This window comes from Luedemannella helvata (assembly GCF_039528415.1).
Classification (GTDB): domain Bacteria; phylum Actinomycetota; class Actinomycetes; order Mycobacteriales; family Micromonosporaceae; genus Luedemannella; species Luedemannella helvata.
This window is the reverse complement of sequence record NZ_BAAALS010000016.1, coordinates 80,135-97,512: the sequence shown is the minus strand read 5'-3', so window position 1 is coordinate 97,512 and position 17,378 is coordinate 80,135. Positions and strand designations below refer to the sequence as shown.

The window sequence follows — 17,378 nt, the reverse complement described above, 5'->3', positions numbered from 1 at the left end:
CCTCCCGAGCTAGTACGTGGTGACGCTGACGCCCAGGTGCGCCTGGATCGACGAGACCCGCTCGCCGTACAGGACGCTCGAGCCCTGCATACCGATGATCATCCCCCGGATGACCGCGGCGGAGCTGCCCGACTCCACGTAGAGCGGGCCGCCGGAGTCGCCCTTGCTGACGATCGTGGCGCCGGGCTTCTCGGCCCGGATGACGCCCGGCGTGCAGCCGTCACTGTCGCACAGTGTCGCCGATGTCGAGGTGACCCGGATGCCGCAGACCGCCCGGGTCACGTACCCGCTCGCGCAGAGGTACGAGTTCACCGACGGGTCGGCGTACCCGCTGATGTACCGGCTGGTGCTGCGCGGGTCGGTGTAGATGCGTGAGTCGAAGTCCTCCGTCGCCGACTCGATGCGCATCATGTCGTAGGTCGGGTAGCCGGAGCCGCCCGCCGTCTTGCCGACGTACTCCGTACCGGAGTAGACGCTGGCGCCGTTGGCGAAGCAGTGGTCGGCCGTCACCTGGCCGTAGTAGCCGTTGCGCTTGACCGTGAAGCCGGACGTGCAGAACCGGTCGCCCTTCGCGCCGATGGCCGCCGCCCCGTAGTGGGGCTCGCCGTCGGTCGTGCGCGACGTGCGCGCCACGCCGCCGTAGTCGACGCGTACCCGGTCGCCGAAGCGCTCGGTCAGCGCGTCGCCGGCCGCCGTGGCCGCGGGGTCGAAGGTGACCTCGACGGTCGCGGTCGCCGGGTCGACCGCGAAGGTGAAGCTCGCCTCGCCGGCACTGGCGGACCAGTCGCGGGCGCGCAGGGTCTGCGTGACCTCCAGCAGCTCGTCGGCCGTGTGACAGGCGGCCACGACCTCGACGTCGAGCAGCGGCACCGCGATGGTGACCTCCAGCTGGCTCTCGGCCTGCGCCTTCGTCAGCGCGTCGCCGCGCAGCGAGCTGGTCGACTCGTCGACCCTGCGGCTGCGGTCGCGCAGGACGGTCGCGCCCCGCTCGTGCGCCAGGCGGGCCCGGTTCTTGAGCTCGGCGCGCACCGTGTCCAGGTTGGCGCGGCCGGCATCGACGACGTAGACCACCTGGTGCGAGGCGTGGTCGACCGTGGCGCCGATGAGGCCCTCGCGCAGCGTCGCGTCCGGGTCGGCTTTGGCGTCGTCGCCGAACAGCTGCTCGGCTCCGGCGTTCAGCTGGGCGACGGCGGCCTGGGGCCCGGGGTCGGCGATCCAGTTGACGGCCTCCGGCGCGGTGGCGGCGCTGGTGGTCGGCGCGGCGCTCTCCGCGCCGGCGGCGGGGGCGGGCTCGTCCGTCACGGTCGCGGCGTCGGTCGGCTCAGCGGCCGTCGGCCCGGCCACGTCGGTCGGGGCGGGTGTCGCGGCCGGCCCCGGAGTGCCGCAGGCATCGGCCGCGCCCGGCGAGTTCGGCAGTACGACGACGACGGCGGCGACCACCGTGGTCACGACGATGGACAGCGTCAGTGTCAGCGGCCTGGGGCGCGCCCGTCGGGGAAGGGACAACGACCTCGACGCCGGGGCCACCTGGCGCTCCTCCCGTTGCGGGCCGGGGAACGGCGAGAAGCATAGCCATATGTCAATGCACGCGCAATGTCGGTTATGAGGCGTCTACGCTGAGTAGCTGGTCAGTCCCCGTACTCGCGGTCGCGCGCGACCAGCACCACGGGCTCGGGGTCCGCGCCCGCGTCGGCGAACGGGCGCGGGGAGTCGGCGACGGCGAACTGGGTGTGGTACAGCTCGGCGTAGAGGCCGCCCGCCGCCACCAGCTCGTCGTGCGTGCCGCGCTCGACGATGCGGCCGTTGTCGAGCACGAGCAGCTGGTCGGCGTCGCGCACGGTCGACAGGCGGTGGGCGATCACGAGCGCGGTGCGCCCCGTGAGCGCCTCCGTCAGCGCGCGCTGCACGGCGGCCTCCGACTCCGAGTCCAGGTGTGCGGTCGCCTCGTCGAGGATGACGATGCTCGGCCCCTTGAGCAGGAGGCGGGCGATGGCGATGCGCTGCTTCTCGCCGCCGGAGAACCGGTAGCCCCGCTCCCCCACGACCGTGTCGAGCCCGTCGGGCAGGCTCCGCACGAGCGGGCCCACCTGGGCACGGTCCAGCGCCGTCCACAGCTCGTCGTCCGTGGCGTCCGGCTTCGCGTACCGCAGGTTCTCGGCGATCGTCTCGTGGAACAGGTGCGAGTCCTGGGTGACCACACCGATGGTGTCCCGCAGCGAGGACAGCGACGCGTCGCGCACGTCGACGTCGCCGACGAGCACGGCGCCCTCCGTGACGTCGTACACCCGGGGCACCAGCATCGCCGTGGTGGACTTGCCGGCACCGGACGGGCCGACGAGCGCCACCATCTGCCCGGGCTCGACCGTGAACGACACCCCGCGCAGCACCGGCTCGGACACGGTGCGGTCCAGGGACGCGACGTCCTCCAGCGAGGCCAGCGACACCTCGGCGGCCGACGGGTACCGGAACGACACGTCCCGGAACTCGACCCGGGCGCTGCCGGGCGGGATCGGCGTCGGGTCGGGCTTCTCGGAGATGGCCGGGGGCAGGTCGAGCACCTCGAACACCCGCTGGAAGCTGACCAGGGCCGACAGGACGTTCACCCGGACGTTGGACAGGGCGGTGATCGGGCCGTAGAGCCGGGCCAGCAGCAGCGCCAGGGTGACGACCGTGCCGGGGGTCACCGTGCCGCGCACGGCCAGCCAGCCGCCCAGGCCGTACGTCAACGCGGTGGCCAGCGACGCGATGAGCATCATCGCGGCGAAGAAGGTGGTGCTGTACATCGCCTGCTGCACGCCGATGTCGCGCACCCGGGCGGCCCGGGCGGCGAACCGGTCGGCCTCCATGCCGGGGCGCCCGAACAGCTTCACCAGCAGGGCGCCCGCGACGCCGAACCGCTCGGTCATGGTGGCGTTCATCTTCGCGTCGAGCTGGTAGGACTCCTTGGTGATGTCGGCCAGCCGGCGGCCGACCGTGCGCGCGGGCAGCAGGAACGCCGGCACGAGCAGCAGCGACAGCAGCGTCACCTGCCAGGACAGGGTGAACATGACGCCGGCCGTGAGCACCAGCGAGATGAGGTTGCCCACCGTGCCCGACAGTGTCGAGGTGAAGGCCTGCTGGGCGCCCAGCACGTCGTTGTTGAGCCGGCTGACGAGCGCGCCCGTCTGCGTACGCGTGAAGAACTGCAGCGGCATGCGCTGCACGTGGTCGTACACCTGGGTGCGCAGGTGGAAGATGATGCCCTCGCCGATGCGCGAGGAGAAGAACCGCTGCACCAGGGTCAGCGCCGTGTCCACGACCGCCAGCCCTGCGATGAGCAGCGACAGCCGGACCACCTCGCCGGCGGCGTCGGGCCCCCCGGCCGTGATCGCGTTGATCACCCAGCCGGCGAGCACGGGCGTCGCCACGGCCACGCCGGAGGCGAGCACCACGGCGCCGAGGAAGATCAGAATCGAGGTGCGGTACGGCTGGGCGAACCGCAGCACGCGCAGCGCCGTCTGCCGGTCGACGGTCTTGTTGCCCAGCTCCTTCTCGCGGCGGTAGGACCGCAGCATGCCCCAGGCAGAGCCCGAGCCCATCGGATGCCCCACGGGCCACCTCCATCTCCCCGTACCGGGCCGGCCCTTCGACCCTAGGCCCCACGCCCGACAACCTCGGCGGGGCCGGTGAGACTTCCGGTGTTCGCCCTCAGCGCAACGCGGACCCCGGCTACTCCCCGAGCCCGGCCAGGTCGCGGATGCGGCGCACCTGGGCGGCCCGCTCGGCCGCCTCCTGGGCCGGGTAGCCGCGCTCGCTCGCGGCGGCCAGCAGGGCCTTGATCTCGATGACGGCGTCGCGGGGGGCCGCGATCACCCGGGCCACGAGGTCGTTCACGGTCGCGTCCAGCTCGGCGCCGCCGACGACCTGATTGGCCAGGCCCATGGCGTACGCCTCGGCAGCGGGCACCCGGCGCCCGGTCACGCAGAGGTCCAGCGCCCGGGCGTAGCCGACGAGTTCGACGAGCCGCTTCGTGCCGCCGAGGTCGGGAACCAGGCCGAGGGTCACCTCGGCCATGGTGAACTGCGCGTCGTCGGTCAGGACGCGCAGGTCGCAGGCGAGGGCGAGTTGGAAGCCCGCGCCGATGGCGTGGCCCTGCACGGCGGCGACGGTGATGAGGTCGGGCCGGCGCAGCCAGCCGAAGGCCTCCTGGTAGCCGGCGATGATCTGCTCGGCCACGGCCGGGTCCGCCTCCGCGATGCGCTGGAAGGTGGGCTGCCCGTCGCCGGCCCCGCCGCTCACGGCGGCCAGGTCGAGGCCGGCCGAGAAGGCGCGCCCTTCGCCGCGCACAACGACGATCCGGACGTCCCCGGGCAGCTCACGGCCGATCTCGCGGAGACGTTCCCACGTTGCCGGCGTCTGGGCGTTGAGGACGTGGGGCCGGCACAACGTCACCGTCGCAACCGGCCCACCACGGTCCACGCGAACCCCTGGATCAGTCACCGGGACTCCCGGGGGGTTGAGCTCATCATGGGCGGAACACTACGCCCGGGGACTCACGCCGCCTTCTTGCGCCGACGCGCGCCGCCGCGCTGCCGCAGCTGAACGCCCGACTCGGTCAGGACCCGGTGCACGAACCCGTACGAGCGGCCGGTCGAAGCCGCCAGGGCCCGGATGCTCTCGCCCGCCGTGTACCGCTTGACCAGGTCCTTGGCGAGCGTGGTGCGCTCGGCCCCGACAATTCGGCGGCCTTTCTCGGTGCTGGTGGTGGTGCCGGTGGCTGCCATCTCGAATTCCTCACGTCCTACAGTGAGCGGTTTTTACGAAACACCACTGCCTGTTGAGCGATGTTCCCGGTCTCACCTATTAGACCGTCTTTGACGATCATGCGCTAGACATCGTTTCGATGCCAACCGACACGCACGGATGTGTCGGGTACCCGATACCGTGCGTAGATGTGACACGCAGTCATGCTGGCGCCACCCACGGCATCGGGATCCGCGAGCGCACCGAACCCCTAACAGCGCCGTGACCTGCCGATATGGATCGCTATTGCGCCAGCCGGGCACAACCATGCGACCGTCGCTGTGCGTACGAGGGCGCATCTCCATACCGTGAACGCGCCATTTTCGGGGCGGAATCGATTGTCACTCGGTCTGGCTACGCCGCTCGCCCCGTTCGTGGCCTCGCGGCGCTATTCGGCGCCATGCGCGGGCGCGAGAACGACGCCGCCCGGTTCGCACGCGCGCCGTTCCGCGCGTACCCGCGATCGGCGACGGCGCGCCCATTTTTTCTGGCGTAGTGCACTCGCTGTTGTCGATGGAGCTGCCGGATTCACTCGTTCGCTGGGATTGGCGGGCGACTACCTGACAGCCCTCCCCTAATGTGGGTAACGACCCGGCCGGTTACGCCAGCTCGACGAGTTCCAGGAGGTCGTCGCTCCAGGCGTCCTCGTCGCCGTCCGGGAGGAGGATCGCGCGGTCGGGCTTGAGGGCCTGGACCGCGCCCGGGTCGTGGGTCACGAGCACGATGGCGCCCGGGTAGCGGGCGATCGCGTCGAGCACCTGCTCCCGGCTGATCGGGTCGAGGTTGTTCGTCGGCTCGTCGAGCAGCAGGACGTTGGCGCCCGAGCAGACCAGCTGCGCGAGCGCGAGCCGGGTCTTCTCACCGCCGGACAGCACGCCCGCCGGTTTGTCCACGTCATCGCCCGTGAACAGGAACGCGCCCAGGATCTTGCGCAGGTCCGTGTCCGTCAGCGCGTCCGCGCCGGCCGTCGACGCGGCCGAGCGCATGTGCTCCAGGATGGTCCGCTCGACGTCGAGGGTCTCGTGCTCCTGGGCGTAGTAGCCCAGCCGCAGCCCGTGCCCGGGAATGACCTCGCCGGTGTCGGGCTCGAGGATGCCGGCGAGCATGCGCAGCAGGGTGGTCTTGCCGGCGCCGTTGAGACCGAGGATCGCCACCCGCGAGCCGCGGTCGACCGCCACGTCCACGTCGCAGAAGATCTCCAGGCTGCCGTACGACTTGGACAGTCCCTTGGCGGTGAGCGGGGTCTTGCCGCACGCGGCCGGCGTCGGGAACCGCACCTTCACGACCTTGTCGCTGGTGCGCTCCTCCTCCAGCCCCGACAGCAGCCGCTCGGCGCGGCGGGCCATGTTCTGCGCGGCGACCGTCTTCGTGGCCTTGGCGCGCATCTTGTCGGCCTGCGCCATGAGCGCGCCGGCCTTCTTCTCGGCGTTGGCGCGCTCCCGGCGGCGGCGCCGCTCGTCGGTCTCGCGTTGCTCCAGGTAGGTCTTCCAGCCGACGTTGTAGACGTCGACGACGCTGCGGTTCGCGTCGAGGTACCAGACCTTGTTCACCACGGCGTCGAGCAGGTCGACGTCGTGGGAGATGACGATGAGCCCGCCCTTGTGGCCCGACAGGAAGCCGCGCAGCCAGGTGATGGAGTCGCCGTCGAGGTGGTTGGTGGGCTCGTCGAGCAGCAGGATGCCGCCGCCGGTGGCGGCCGCGTCGCGGAACAGGATGCGGGCCAGTTCGATGCGGCGGCGCTGGCCGCCCGAGAGCGTGCCGATGGTCTGCGCGAGCACCCGGTCGGGCAGGCCCAGGTTGGCGCAGATGCGGGCGGCCTCGGCCTCGGCCGCGTAGCCGCCCAGCCCCGCGAACTGGTCCTCCAGCGCGCCGTAGCGACGCACCAGCTTGTCGGTGGGGTCGTCGGCGAGCTTCGCCTCGACCTGCTTCATCTCGGCGAGCAGCACGTCGAGGCCACGCGCGGACAGCACCCGGTCGCGGGCGGTCACGTTCAGGTCGCCGGTGCGCGGGTCCTGTGGCAGGTAGCCCACGGGCCCGCGGCTCTCCACGGCGCCCGCGTGCGGGGTGCCCTCGCCGGCGAGGACCTTCAGCGTCGTCGTCTTGCCGGCGCCGTTGCGCCCGACCAGGCCGATGCGGTCGCCGGGCTGCACGCGCAGGTTGGTCTCGCCCAGCAGGATGCGGGCGCCGGCCCGCAGTTCCAGGCCAGTGGCAGTGATCATTTCAGGGGACTCGCTCTCGAGTGCGTCACGACCGACTACGGACAGACGGAAGCACCGCCCGGCGCTCATCTCTCTCAGCGGCCGGCCGGTGCGGAGCGGTCAGTCTTCGCAGCGCAGCACGAGGCAAGTGTAGCCGGCCGGATAGTCAAGATCACGACCGGTTAACAAACCAATATCATCGGGTACTGGCTCAGAGCGTCAGAACTACTGTGAGCCAACGCACAAGCGACCCTTCGGAGAGGTGCCATGGAGCTGAACGAGAACGCTGAGGCCGATACCAGTCAGGTCACTGACCGGCGGGGCAGCGGCGGCGGCGGACTCGCCGGCCTGCCCATCCCGATCGGCGGGCTCGGCGGCGGCATCGGCGGCCTGGTCGTCCTCGCGCTGCTCGTGCTGGGCGGATTCATGGGCGGCAACGCCCTGTTCGGCGACGACGGCGGCGGCGACAACGGCGACCTGGAGCAGACCTGTTCGACGGCCAACCCCGACCGGCTGAAGAACACCGACTGCCGCAACCTGCTGTACATCAACTCGATCCAGGCCTACTGGAAGGACGCGCTCCCCGAGACGCTCGGCCAGCAGTACGAGATGTCCGACACCGTGTTCTTCTCCCAGGCGGTCAGCACGGCCTGCGGCAACGCCGACAGCGGCGTCGGGCCGTTCTACTGCCCGGAGGACAACCTCATCTACATCGACCTGAGCTTCTACAACGAGCTGGCCAGCCGCTTCGGCGCGGACGGCGAGTTCGCCCAACCGTACGTGCTGGCCCACGAGTACGGTCACCACATCCAGGACATCCTCGGCACCGAGGCGGACGTGCGCCGGCAGATGGAGCGCGACCCGGGCAACGCCAACGCGCTGTCGGTGAAGCTGGAACTGCAGGCCGACTGCTACGCCGGCGTGTGGGCCAAGCACGCGACCGAGACGAAGTCCGGCAACGGCGTGGCGATCTTCAAGTCGATCACGCAGGCCGACATCGACCAGGCGCTGGAGGCGGCCGCCGCGATCGGCGACGACGCGATCCAGAAGAAGATGGGCGGCGGCGTCGACGAGTCGAAGTTCACCCACGGCTCCTCGGCCCAGCGCAAGCAGTGGTTCTCCACGGGCTACAGCACCGGCGACCCGAAGGCGTGCAACACGTTCACGAGCTGACCCCGCAACCCCTGCCTCCGGCAAGGTGCGCACATGGGCCTGCGAGGCCGCCCAAAGTGCGCACCTTGCCGTTGTCGTAGGCGTCGTGGCCGTCAGGGGCCGGTGCCGGCGGAGCGGTCGTCGATGAGGATCGGCACCGCGCGGGCGCGGCGGGCGGCCTCGCGGAGCACGACCAGGCGGGGTTCCGGCACGTCGAGCAGGCGAGGTGAGCGCAGCGCGGCGACCGGGGCCAGGCGGGGATCGGCCAGCACCGCGTCCACGGCCCGCCGGTCGCCGCCCGTCACCACCGCGGCCAGCTCCACCGCGACCGGGACGAGCAGCCGAAGAACCAGGTCGGCCGCATCCCCGGCCGCCGCCTTGGCCTGGTTGTCGCGGCGGCGCGCGAAGCGCTGCTGCGACCACCCGCCGGCGGCCGTACGCCCCTGCACGTAGTGGCTGTCCACCTTGGAGACTTCCAGCTCCTCGCCCAGGGCCACGCCGACCGCCACGGCGCCCTTGCGCGCCAGCAGCAGGCCCACCCGGCGCACCACCGCCGCCCCGGCGACCAGGTCGTCGAGGTCGGCGGGCACCGGCGCCCCGGGCGGCGGGTGCAGCACGGCCGTCGAGCCGTCCGGGGCCGCGAGCCGCACCGCGTACTCCTCAACGGTCTGCACCGGCGTGCCGTGGCGCTCGGCGAACGTGGCGAGCCAGCGCAGCAGCCGGGCCGGGTCGACCTCGACCCAGCGCGGCCCGCCCGCCTGCCGCCCGCTCATCCGGTCAGCGCCGCCAGGGCGAGGTCGACATCGGCCGGGGTGTTGTAGACGTGGAACGAGGCGCGCACCCGGCCCGCGCGGACGGCCGCGCGCACGCCCGCCGCGGCGAGGCGCTGCTCCGCGCCGGGCACGTCCACGGTCACGATGGCGCTGTCGCCGGGCGGCAGGCCCAGCCCGGCCAGGAAGCGGTTGGCCAGCGCCACGTTGTGCTCGTGGATCGCGGCGACCCCGAGTTGCTCGACGACCTCGAGCGCGGGCGCCGTGCCGACCCACGCCTGCCACGCCGGGGAGATGTCGAACCGGCGGGCGGTCGTGGCCAGGCGCATCGGCGGGCCGTAGTAGGAGGCGTGCACGTCCTCGCCCGCGTACCAGCCGGCGGCCAGCGGCCGGAACCGGTCGCGGACCTGCGGGCTGAGGTAGGCGAACGCCGTCCCGCGCGGGGACATGAGCCACTTGTACGCCCCGACGACCACCACATCGGCGAGCCCGGCGTCGAACGGCAGCCAACCGCACGCCTGGGTGGCGTCGACCACGATCATCGCCCCGCCCGCGCGGGCCGCCCGGCACACGTTCGCGTAGTCGGCGACCCGGCCGTCGGCGGACTGCACCAGGCTGAAGGCCACCACGTCGGCGTCCTGGGCGGCCTCGGCCAGCCCGGCCAGCGGCACCGCGCGCAGGGACACGCCACGATCGGCGTGCACCGCCCACGGGTAGATCGTCGAGGCGAAGTCGCCGTCGACGCAGACCACGCGGGCGCCGTCCGGTACGGCCGCCGCGACGGGCGCGAACAGCTGGGACACCACGGCACCCACGGCCACGTCGGCGGCGTCCACCCCGACGAGGCGGGCGAACGCCGCCCGGGCCCGGTGCGTCGAGGCGTCCCAGCCCTCCCACGACGTCCGGCCGGTGCGCCAGTCGTCCATCATGGCGCCCAGCTCGTCGAGGGCCTGCCGGGGCGGCAGGCCGTAGGAGGCCGTGTTCAGCCAGCCCGGTACGGGCTGCCACCAGTGCTGCGCCGACTCGATGTCCACGCCGCCAGTCTGTCACCCGCCGCATCTGGAATTCTGTGGCCGTGCACGAGGCGTTTCTGACCCGGCTGACGGAGTCGTTCGAGGCCGCGCGCGACCCGGACCGGGCGCCGGCCATGCGGGCCTACATGCGCGACCAGTTCCCGTTCCTGGGCATCGGCGCGCCGGCGCAGCAGTCGCTGGTCCGCGCGGCCCTCAGGGACTTGCCGCCGCCCACCGAGGACGACCTGACGACGGTCGCGCTGGCGTGCTGGGCGCGACCCGAACGCGAATACCAGTACGCCGCCTGCTTCGTGCTGCGCCGGCACGCCAAGCGGTGCACGGCCGCGTTCCTGCCGACCGCCCGCACCCTGGTCACCACGAAGTCGTGGTGGGACACGGTCGACGCCCTCGCCGCGCACACCGTCGGCCCGCTGGTGGCCGCCCATCCCGAGCTGCGTGAGGTGATGGACGCGTGGAGCGCCGACGACAACCTGTGGGTGGTCCGCACGGCGCTGCTGCACCAGCTGCGCTACGGCGCGGCGACCGACGCGCGACGGCTGTTCGCGTACTGCGCGGCGCAGGCCGGCCACCCGGACTTCTTCATCCGCAAGGCGATCGGCTGGGCACTTCGGGAGTACGCCCGCACAAACCCCGAGGCCGTGCGTGACTTCGTCGCGCGCACGCCCCTGTCGCCGCTGTCCATCCGCGAGGCGCTCAAGCACCTGTAGAACGCGTCACCGCCGCTGCCGGGCCTCCGCGACCCCCTGGTTGGCCAGGGCGTCGGCGCGCTCGTTGCCGGGGTCGCCGGCGTGGCCCTTCACCCACAGCCACTCGATCTCGTGGCGTTCGCACGCCTTCGACAGCCGTCGCCACAGGTCGGCGTTCTTGACCTCCTGCTTGCTGGCGGTGCGCCAGCCGTTGCGCTGCCAGCCGGCCAGCCACTGGGTGATGCCGCTGCGCACGTACACGCTGTCGGTGTGCAGGCGGACGGTCGCCGGGCGGGTGAGGTGCTCCAGCGCCTCGATGGCCGCCATCAGCTCCATGCGGTTGTTGGTGGTGGGTCCGGGGTCGCCGCCGTGCAGCTCCTTGACGCGGTCGCCGTAGCGCAGCACCGCGCCCCACCCGCCCGGACCGGGGTTGCCGCTGCACGCGCCGTCCGTGTGGATCTCGACCACCTTCTCCGCCATGCCGGGCAGGCTACCGGGTGCGCGCCCGCCGACTTGCCGGTCACCCGGGTCGGCCGCGAGGATCAACCCATGCTCGTACGCCCGAAAGCTCTGCTGTTCGACTTCGGCGGCGTGCTCGCCGACACCCCCGACGGTCGGTCGGACTGGCTGCCCGCGCTGGTCCAGCGGGTCACCGAGGTGGTCGGCGGGGCGCTGAGCGCCGACGAGATCACGGCGGACGTGACGGCGGGCCGGCGGGCGTACTCGCACTGGCGCGACGCTCTCGCCCGTACTCCTGAGCCTGAGGAACTGACGCACGAGCGGTTCTGGGCCGACTTCGTGGCGGCCGACTGGCCCGCGGACGCGCGGGCGGCCGTCGCCGCGCACGCCACCGAGCTGGTCCGGATCTGGATCGACCGGGGCTCGGCGTGGCAGGTCCGGCCGGGGGTGCGCGAGTCGCTGGAGCTGGCGCGGGAGGCGGGGGTGCCGGCGACCGTGGTGAGCAACACGCTGTGCGGGGCGGCGATGCGGTCGTTCCTCGACCGTGAAGGGCTCGCGTCGCTGTTCGCCGCGCAGCTCTACAGCGACGAGATCGGCATCCGCAAGCCGAACCCGCGCTTCGCGCACCTCGCGCTGCAGGCGCTGGGCGGCGTGCCGGCGGACGCCGCGTGGTTCATCGACGACCAGCTCAGCCGGGGAATCCTGTGCGCGCGCCGGGCGGGCGTGGCGACGGCGGTGCACGTCTACGACGGCCCGGCGCCGAGTGCCGACCCGGGCCCGCCCGTCGCGAGCGACCGGCCGCCGGCGCGGGCGGGCGAAGAGGCGGCCGCGCTGGGCCACTCGGCGAACCCCCGGTACGCCCCGGACGCGACCGTCCCCACGATGGAGACCTTCCGCGACCTGCTCGCCGCCGCGCTCGCGTGAGGCGGCGCGTCCGTAACTCGGTCGAGTAGTCGGGGCGTTTCTGGGACAGTGCCGGCGTGGTCGACGCGCTGATTTCCGGGGTGCTCGCGGGGTACGGGATCGCCGTGCCCGTCGGGGCCATCGCCGTGCTCATCGTGAGCCTCACCGCCCGGACGTCGTTCGCCGTCGGAGCGGGCGGCGCGCTCGGCGTGGCCACGGCCGACGGTCTCTACGCGCTGGCCGCCGTGCTCGGCGGGGCCGCGCTGGCCGCCGCGATCGAGCCGGTCGCCACGCCGATGCGGTGGATCGCGGCCGCCGCGCTGCTCGTCATCGCGGTGCGGACGGCCGGTTCCGCGATCCGTCACCACCGCGGCCCGGCTCAGGCGGCGGGCACCCGGGCGAGCGGGTTGAGCACCCCGGGCCGCGCCTATCTCGCGCTGCTGGGACTCACGATCCTCAACCCGGCGACCATCATCTACTTCGCCGCGCTGGTGATCGGGCGGCAGGCGGCCGGTGACGGCTCGGTGGCCGCCTCAATCGTCTTCGTGGCGGCCGCGTTCGTCGCGTCGGCGAGCTGGCAACTGCTGCTCGCGGCCGGCGGCACCGCGATCGGCCGGCTGCTCACCGGCCCGCGCGGCCGGCTGGTCACGGCGGTCGTGTCGAGCGTCGTCATCGCCGCGCTGGCGGTGTGGCTCGTCGCCGGCTGACGGCGCGAGCGAGTCGTCGACTCACGGTGCCAATGAGTCGCCGGCTGACGCGAGCGATGTGCGCGGCCCGTCACCGGGCCGTTACACGGGAAGCCGGCGCCGGAAACGCGGCTGCTGAGAATCAGTTGTATCCAAGCTGGGATCCAACGAATTGAGGGTCCGCATGTCGGCAACGGTTCCCGCACTTCCCTATCCGTTCACCTTCGATCCGGCGACGACCGCGCTCGTCGTCATCGACATGCAACGCGACTTCCTGGAGCCCGGCGGCTTCGGGGAGAGCCTGGGCAACGACGTCGAGCAACTGCGTCGCACGATCGCGCCGACCGAGGCGCTGCTGGCCGGCTGCCGGGAGTTCGGCCTGTTCATCATCCACACCCGCGAGGGCCACCTGCCCGACCTGTCGGACTGCCCACCCGCCAAGCTGCGGCGCGGCAAGCCGAGCATGCGCATCGGCGACCCGGGACCGCGCGGGCGCATCCTGATCCGCGGCGAAGAGGGCCACGACATCGTCGACGAGCTGGCCCCCGCGCCCGGCGAGCCGGTCATCGACAAGCCCGGCAAGGGCGCCTTCTACGCCACCGAACTGGGCGACCTGCTCGCCGACAAGGGCATCACCAGCCTCGTCGTCGTCGGCGTGACCACCGAGGTGTGCGTGCACACCACCGTGCGGGAGGCCAACGACCGGGGGTACGAGTGCCTGGTCCTGTCCGACTGCGTCGGCTCGTACTTCCCCGAGTTCCAGCGCGTGGGCCTGGAGATGGTCGCCGCGCAGGGTGGCATCTTCGGCTGGGTCGCCACCTCGACCGACTTCCTGCAGGCCCTCCGGGAGGCCAAGGTTCCCGTCTGACGTGAGGAGTGCGCCATGGTCAAACTCCCCTCCATCAACCGCAATCCGAACCTGCCCCTGTGGGTCCGGGGCGACACGAATGCCTTCTCCGGCCTGGGCATCAACGTTCTCGTCAACGTCCTCACGCTGACCGCGCTGTGCATCGGCGTCGTCCACCTGCCGGCGAACGACGTCTACGGCACGATCCTGCCCGCGCTCGGCATCGCCCTCGTGGCCGGCAACGTCTACTACACGTACCTGGCGCGGCGGCTGGCCGCGCGCGAGAACCGCAGCGACGTCACGGCCATGCCGTACGGGCCGAGCGTGCCGCACATGTTCATCGTGGTCTTCCTCATCATGCTGCCGATCTACCTGCAGACCAAAGATGCCGTACGCGCGTGGCAGGCGGGGCTCGCCTGGGCGTTCATCATCGGCGTGATCGTGCTGATCGGGGCGTTCGTCGGCCCGGTCATCCGCAGGTTCGCCCCCCGCGCCGCGCTGCTGGGGACGCTGGCCGGCATCTCCATCACGTTCATCTCGATGCTGCCGGCCGCCCGCATGTGGGCGCTCGCGTGGGTGGCCCTGCCGGTGTTCGCGCTGCTGCTCATCGGCCTGCTCACCGACGTCAGGCTGCCCGGCAACATCCCGATCAGCCTGGCCGCGCTGCTGGTCGGTACGGCCATCGCGTGGGTGGGCGGCGTCATGTCCGCGCCGGACGTGACGGCGGCCGCCAAGGACATCGCGTTCGCGCTGCCCAGCTTCCACTTCGACCTGCTCGGCAGCGGGCTGGCCGACATCGGGCCGCTGCTCGCGACCGCGATCCCGCTCGGCGTCTACAACTTCACGGAGGGCATGTCCAACGTGGAGAGCGCGGCGGCGGCCGGCGACAGCTACAACCTGCGCAGCGTGCTGCTCGCCGACGGGGCGGGCGCGCTCATCGGCGCGTGCCTCGGCTCGCCGTTCCCGCCGGCCGTCTACATCGGCCACCCGGGCTGGAAGAAGGCGGGCGGGCGCAGCGGCTACTCCATGGCCACCGGCGTGGCGATCGCGCTGCTGTGTTTCTTCGGGCTGTTCGGCCTGCTGGGGGCGATCCTGCCGCTGCCGGCGATCGTGCCGATCCTGCTCTACATCGGCCTGCTCATCGGCGCGCAGGCGTTCCAGCACACGCCGCGCATCCACGCGGCCGCCGTGGTCGCGGCGCTCATCCCGAACATCGCCTCGTGGGCGGCCGGGCTCATCGACAACGTGCTCGGCGCGGCGGGTACGACCGCCGCGGCCGTGGGCGACGAGGCGCTCGCCAACGCGGGTGTCTTCTACGCCGGGCTGAACACGCTCGGCCATGGCGCCATCCTGGTCGGCCTGATCCTCGGCGCGATCGTCGCGTTCATCATCGACAAACGGTTCCTGTGGGCCGCGATCTTCGCGGCGGCCGGCGCGCTGCTGTCCTTCATCGGCCTGATCCACGCGCCGGAGATCGCCTGGAACGCCAACGGCCCGGTCGCGTTGGGGTACCTGTTCCTCGCGGCCATCTGCGGCCTGTTCGCGCTGACCCGCCCGGCCCCGCGCGAGCCGGACGCCGACGAGCTGGCCCTGGACGCCGAGCACACCCCGCTCCCCGCTCGCGAACCGGAGCCGGCGACCACCTGACCGATTACCCCACAAGGCCACCGCGAGGTTATGGATTCAATGAGTCGCTATGTCGGCCAAAGAATCCATAACCTCGACAGCCAAAGGCGGTCAGACGTTGAAGCCGAGGGCGCGCAGCTGGTCGCGGCCCTCATCGGTGATCTTGTCGGGGCCCCACGGCGGCAGCCACACCCAGTTGATGCGGAAGTCGCTCACGATGCCGCCACCCGGGCCGCCGGTCAGGGCGGCGCGGGCCTGCTCCTCGATCACGTCGGTGAGCGGGCAGGCGGCCGAGGTCAGCGTCATGTCGATGGTGGCGACGTTCTCCTGGTCGATGTGTACGCCGTACACCAGGCCCAGGTCGACCACGTTGATGCCCAGCTCCGGGTCGACGACGTCGCGCATGGCCTCCTCGACATCGGCCACCGACGCGCTCGTAATCTCGCTCATGCCCCCACCTTGATCTCGCCGCTGTTGTCGTCGCTCGGGTCGACCGCGCGCGCCAGGGCGTCCTTGAACGCCATCCAGGACAGCAGCGCGCACTTCACCCGGGCGGGGTACCTGGCCACGCCGGCGAACGCGACCGCGTCCTCCAGGACGGCCTCGTCGGGCTCCACCTGGCCGCGACCGCCGACCAGCTCGGTGAACGCCTCCACGCGGGTCAGCGCGTCCGGCACCGGCTTGCCGACGATCAGCTCGTGCAGGACGCTCGCCGAGGCCTGGCTGATCGAACAGCCCATGCCCTCGTAGGAGACGTCCGTGATCCGGTCGCCGTCGAGGGTCACCCGCAGGGTCACCTCGTCGCCGCACGTCGGGTTGACGTGGTGCGCCTCCGTGTCGAACGGCTCGCGGAGGCCCCGACCACGCGGCTTCTTGTAGTGGTCCAGGATGATCTCCTGGTACAGCTGGTCGAGCTGCATTACGCGAACACCTTCCGAACCTTTTCCAGGCCGAGGACGAGGGCGTCGATGTCGTCGGTCGTGTTGTACAGGTACAACGATGCCCTGGTCATGGCCGGAACGCCGAAGCGCACGCAGGTGGGGCGCGCGCAGTGGTGACCCACGCGCACCTGAACGCCCTCCGCGTCGAGGACCTGCCCCACGTCGTGGGGGTGGATGCCGTCGAGGTCGAAAGAAAGCGTACCCCCGCGCCCGACGGGAACCTTCGGCCCGAACAGGCGCAGCCCGGGCACCGCCTGGAGGGCGTCCAAGGCGTACGCGGTGAGCTGCTTCTCGTACCAGCTGATGGCCTGCATGCCCACGGCGGACAGGTAGTCGACCGCGGCGCCGAGCCCCACGGCCTCGGCGATCGGCGGCGTGCCGGCCTCGAAGCGCATCGGGGGCGGGGCGAAGGTGGACCCGCTCATGGCCACCGTCTCGATCATGGAGCCGCCGCCGAGGAACGGCGGCATCGCGGCGAGCAGCTCGCCGCGGCCCCACAGCACGCCGATGCCGGTCGGGCCGCACATCTTGTGCCCGGTGAAGGCGATGAAGTCCGCGTCGTACGCGACGACGTCCATCGGCAGGTGCGGCACGGACTGCGAGCAGTCCAGCATGAGCAACGCGCCGACCTCGCGCACCCGGGCGGTGATCCGGCTGGTCGCGTTGATCGTGCCGAGGATGTTCGAGTAGTGCACGATCGAAACGATCTTCGTGCGCTCGTTGATCACCTCGTCGAGGTTGGACTCGTCGAGGCGGCCGGCGTCCGTGATGCCGAGGTAGCGCACCGTCGCGCCCGTACGCTCGGCCAGCAGCTGCCACGGCACGATGTTGGAGTGGTGCTCCATCTCCGAGATCACGATCTCGTCGCCGGGGCCGAGCGTGAAGCGCGGGTCACCCTTGGGCGACAGGGAGGCGTTCAGGAACGAGTACGCCACGAGGTTGATCGCCTCGGTGGAGTTCTTCGTGAAGACCACCTCGTCGACCGACGGCGCGTTGATGAACGCGGCCACCTTGGCCCGGGCGCCCTCGTACGCCAGCGTCGCCTCCGTGCCCAGCGTGTGCACCGAGCGGGACACGTTGCCGTTGTGCCGGGCCAGGTGCTCGTTGATCGCGTCGATCACCTGGCGCGGCTTCTGCGACGTGTTGCCGGAGTCGAGATAGACCAGCGGGTGCCCGTTGACCTCCCGATCCAGGATCGGGAAGTCCGCGCGGATCTTGGCCACGTCGAAGCGCGGCTGGCCCTCGTACTGCGGCATCCCCGAGGGGATGACGGTCGACGTGGCGCTCATGCGTT

The 17,378-nt window shown here is 71.8% G+C and carries 17 protein-coding genes; 6 read left to right on the top strand and 11 right to left on the bottom strand.

What is annotated here, in order from left to right:
• Nucleotides 1-9: 9 nt before the first annotated feature.
• The 5 genes from ABD191_RS17370 to ABD191_RS17350 form a co-directional block, all read right to left on the bottom strand.
• Nucleotides 10-1,449, bottom strand: a complete 1,440-nt coding sequence (locus tag ABD191_RS17370) for a trypsin-like serine protease (protein ID WP_344082839.1) — start codon at nucleotides 1,447-1,449, stop codon at nucleotides 10-12.
• A 179-nt stretch (nucleotides 1,450-1,628) separates the two neighbouring features.
• On the bottom strand, nucleotides 1,629-3,554 hold the full coding sequence (locus ABD191_RS17365) for an ABC transporter ATP-binding protein (RefSeq protein ID WP_344082955.1): 1,926 nt from the start codon (nucleotides 3,552-3,554) through the stop codon (nucleotides 1,629-1,631).
• Nucleotides 3,555-3,708: 154 nt separating this feature from the next.
• Nucleotides 3,709-4,479: an enoyl-CoA hydratase/isomerase family protein gene (locus tag ABD191_RS17360; protein WP_344082837.1), complete on the bottom strand. Its 771-nt coding sequence runs from the start codon at nucleotides 4,477-4,479 to the stop codon at nucleotides 3,709-3,711.
• Nucleotides 4,480-4,532: 53 nt separating this feature from the next.
• A complete protein-coding gene (locus ABD191_RS17355) occupies nucleotides 4,533-4,763 on the bottom strand; it encodes a helix-turn-helix domain-containing protein (protein WP_344082835.1) in 231 nt (76 codons plus the stop codon).
• Nucleotides 4,764-5,381: 618 nt separating this feature from the next.
• Entirely contained in the window at nucleotides 5,382-7,001 is a 1,620-nt protein-coding gene (locus ABD191_RS17350) for an ABC-F family ATP-binding cassette domain-containing protein (protein ID WP_344082833.1), read from the bottom strand.
• A gap of 246 nt (nucleotides 7,002-7,247) precedes the next feature.
• Here ABD191_RS17350 and ypfJ point away from each other — a divergent pair, with 246 nt between their 5' ends.
• Complete coding sequence (ypfJ, locus tag ABD191_RS17345; protein WP_344082831.1) at nucleotides 7,248-8,153, top strand: KPN_02809 family neutral zinc metallopeptidase; 906 nt, start codon at nucleotides 7,248-7,250, stop codon at nucleotides 8,151-8,153.
• A 92-nt stretch (nucleotides 8,154-8,245) separates the two neighbouring features.
• Here the strand turns inward: ypfJ and ABD191_RS17340 are convergent, their stop codons facing one another.
• Together ABD191_RS17340 and ABD191_RS17335 are read right to left on the bottom strand one after the other, a co-directional pair.
• A complete protein-coding gene (locus ABD191_RS17340) occupies nucleotides 8,246-8,905 on the bottom strand; it encodes an acVLRF1 family peptidyl-tRNA hydrolase (protein ID WP_344082829.1) in 660 nt (219 codons plus the stop codon).
• Complete coding sequence (locus tag ABD191_RS17335; RefSeq protein ID WP_344082827.1) at nucleotides 8,902-9,936, bottom strand: aminotransferase class V-fold PLP-dependent enzyme; 1,035 nt, start codon at nucleotides 9,934-9,936, stop codon at nucleotides 8,902-8,904. Before ABD191_RS17335 ends, ABD191_RS17340 begins: the two co-directional genes overlap by 4 nt.
• 41 nt (nucleotides 9,937-9,977) lie before the next feature.
• Here ABD191_RS17335 and ABD191_RS17330 point away from each other — a divergent pair, with 41 nt between their 5' ends.
• Nucleotides 9,978-10,643 (top strand): DNA alkylation repair protein, encoded by a 666-nt coding sequence (locus ABD191_RS17330; protein WP_344082825.1) that lies wholly within the window; start codon nucleotides 9,978-9,980, stop codon nucleotides 10,641-10,643.
• 6 nt (nucleotides 10,644-10,649) lie between these two features.
• Here ABD191_RS17330 and rnhA read toward each other — a convergent pair whose 3' ends face one another.
• Entirely contained in the window at nucleotides 10,650-11,102 is a 453-nt protein-coding gene (rnhA, locus tag ABD191_RS17325; protein WP_344082823.1) for a ribonuclease HI, read from the bottom strand.
• A 69-nt stretch (nucleotides 11,103-11,171) separates the two neighbouring features.
• Here rnhA and ABD191_RS17320 point away from each other — a divergent pair, with 69 nt between their 5' ends.
• From ABD191_RS17320 to ABD191_RS17305, 4 genes are all read left to right on the top strand, one after another.
• Complete coding sequence (locus ABD191_RS17320) at nucleotides 11,172-12,005, top strand: HAD family hydrolase (protein ID WP_344082821.1); 834 nt, start codon at nucleotides 11,172-11,174, stop codon at nucleotides 12,003-12,005.
• Nucleotides 12,006-12,061: 56 nt separating this feature from the next.
• Nucleotides 12,062-12,691 (top strand): LysE family transporter, encoded by a 630-nt coding sequence (locus ABD191_RS17315; protein WP_344082819.1) that lies wholly within the window; start codon nucleotides 12,062-12,064, stop codon nucleotides 12,689-12,691.
• Nucleotides 12,692-12,854: 163 nt separating this feature from the next.
• Nucleotides 12,855-13,538: a cysteine hydrolase family protein gene (locus ABD191_RS17310; RefSeq protein ID WP_344082817.1), complete on the top strand. Its 684-nt coding sequence runs from the start codon at nucleotides 12,855-12,857 to the stop codon at nucleotides 13,536-13,538.
• 15 nt (nucleotides 13,539-13,553) lie between these two features.
• Entirely contained in the window at nucleotides 13,554-15,164 is a 1,611-nt protein-coding gene (locus ABD191_RS17305; RefSeq protein WP_344082815.1) for a SulP family inorganic anion transporter, read from the top strand.
• Between the two features lie 90 nt (nucleotides 15,165-15,254).
• Here ABD191_RS17305 and ABD191_RS17300 read toward each other — a convergent pair whose 3' ends face one another.
• From ABD191_RS17300 to ABD191_RS17290, 3 genes are read right to left on the bottom strand one after another with little or no spacing between them, the layout of a single operon-like run.
• A complete protein-coding gene (locus ABD191_RS17300; protein ID WP_344082813.1) occupies nucleotides 15,255-15,593 on the bottom strand; it encodes a metal-sulfur cluster assembly factor in 339 nt (112 codons plus the stop codon).
• Nucleotides 15,590-16,063 (bottom strand): Fe-S cluster assembly sulfur transfer protein SufU, encoded by a 474-nt coding sequence (gene sufU, locus ABD191_RS17295; protein WP_344082811.1) that lies wholly within the window; start codon nucleotides 16,061-16,063, stop codon nucleotides 15,590-15,592. Before sufU ends, ABD191_RS17300 begins: the two co-directional genes overlap by 4 nt.
• Entirely contained in the window at nucleotides 16,063-17,373 is a 1,311-nt protein-coding gene (locus tag ABD191_RS17290; RefSeq protein WP_344082809.1) for a cysteine desulfurase, read from the bottom strand. The genes sufU and ABD191_RS17290 overlap by 1 nt, the downstream gene beginning before the upstream one ends.
• Between the last annotated feature and the right edge of the window lie 5 nt (nucleotides 17,374-17,378).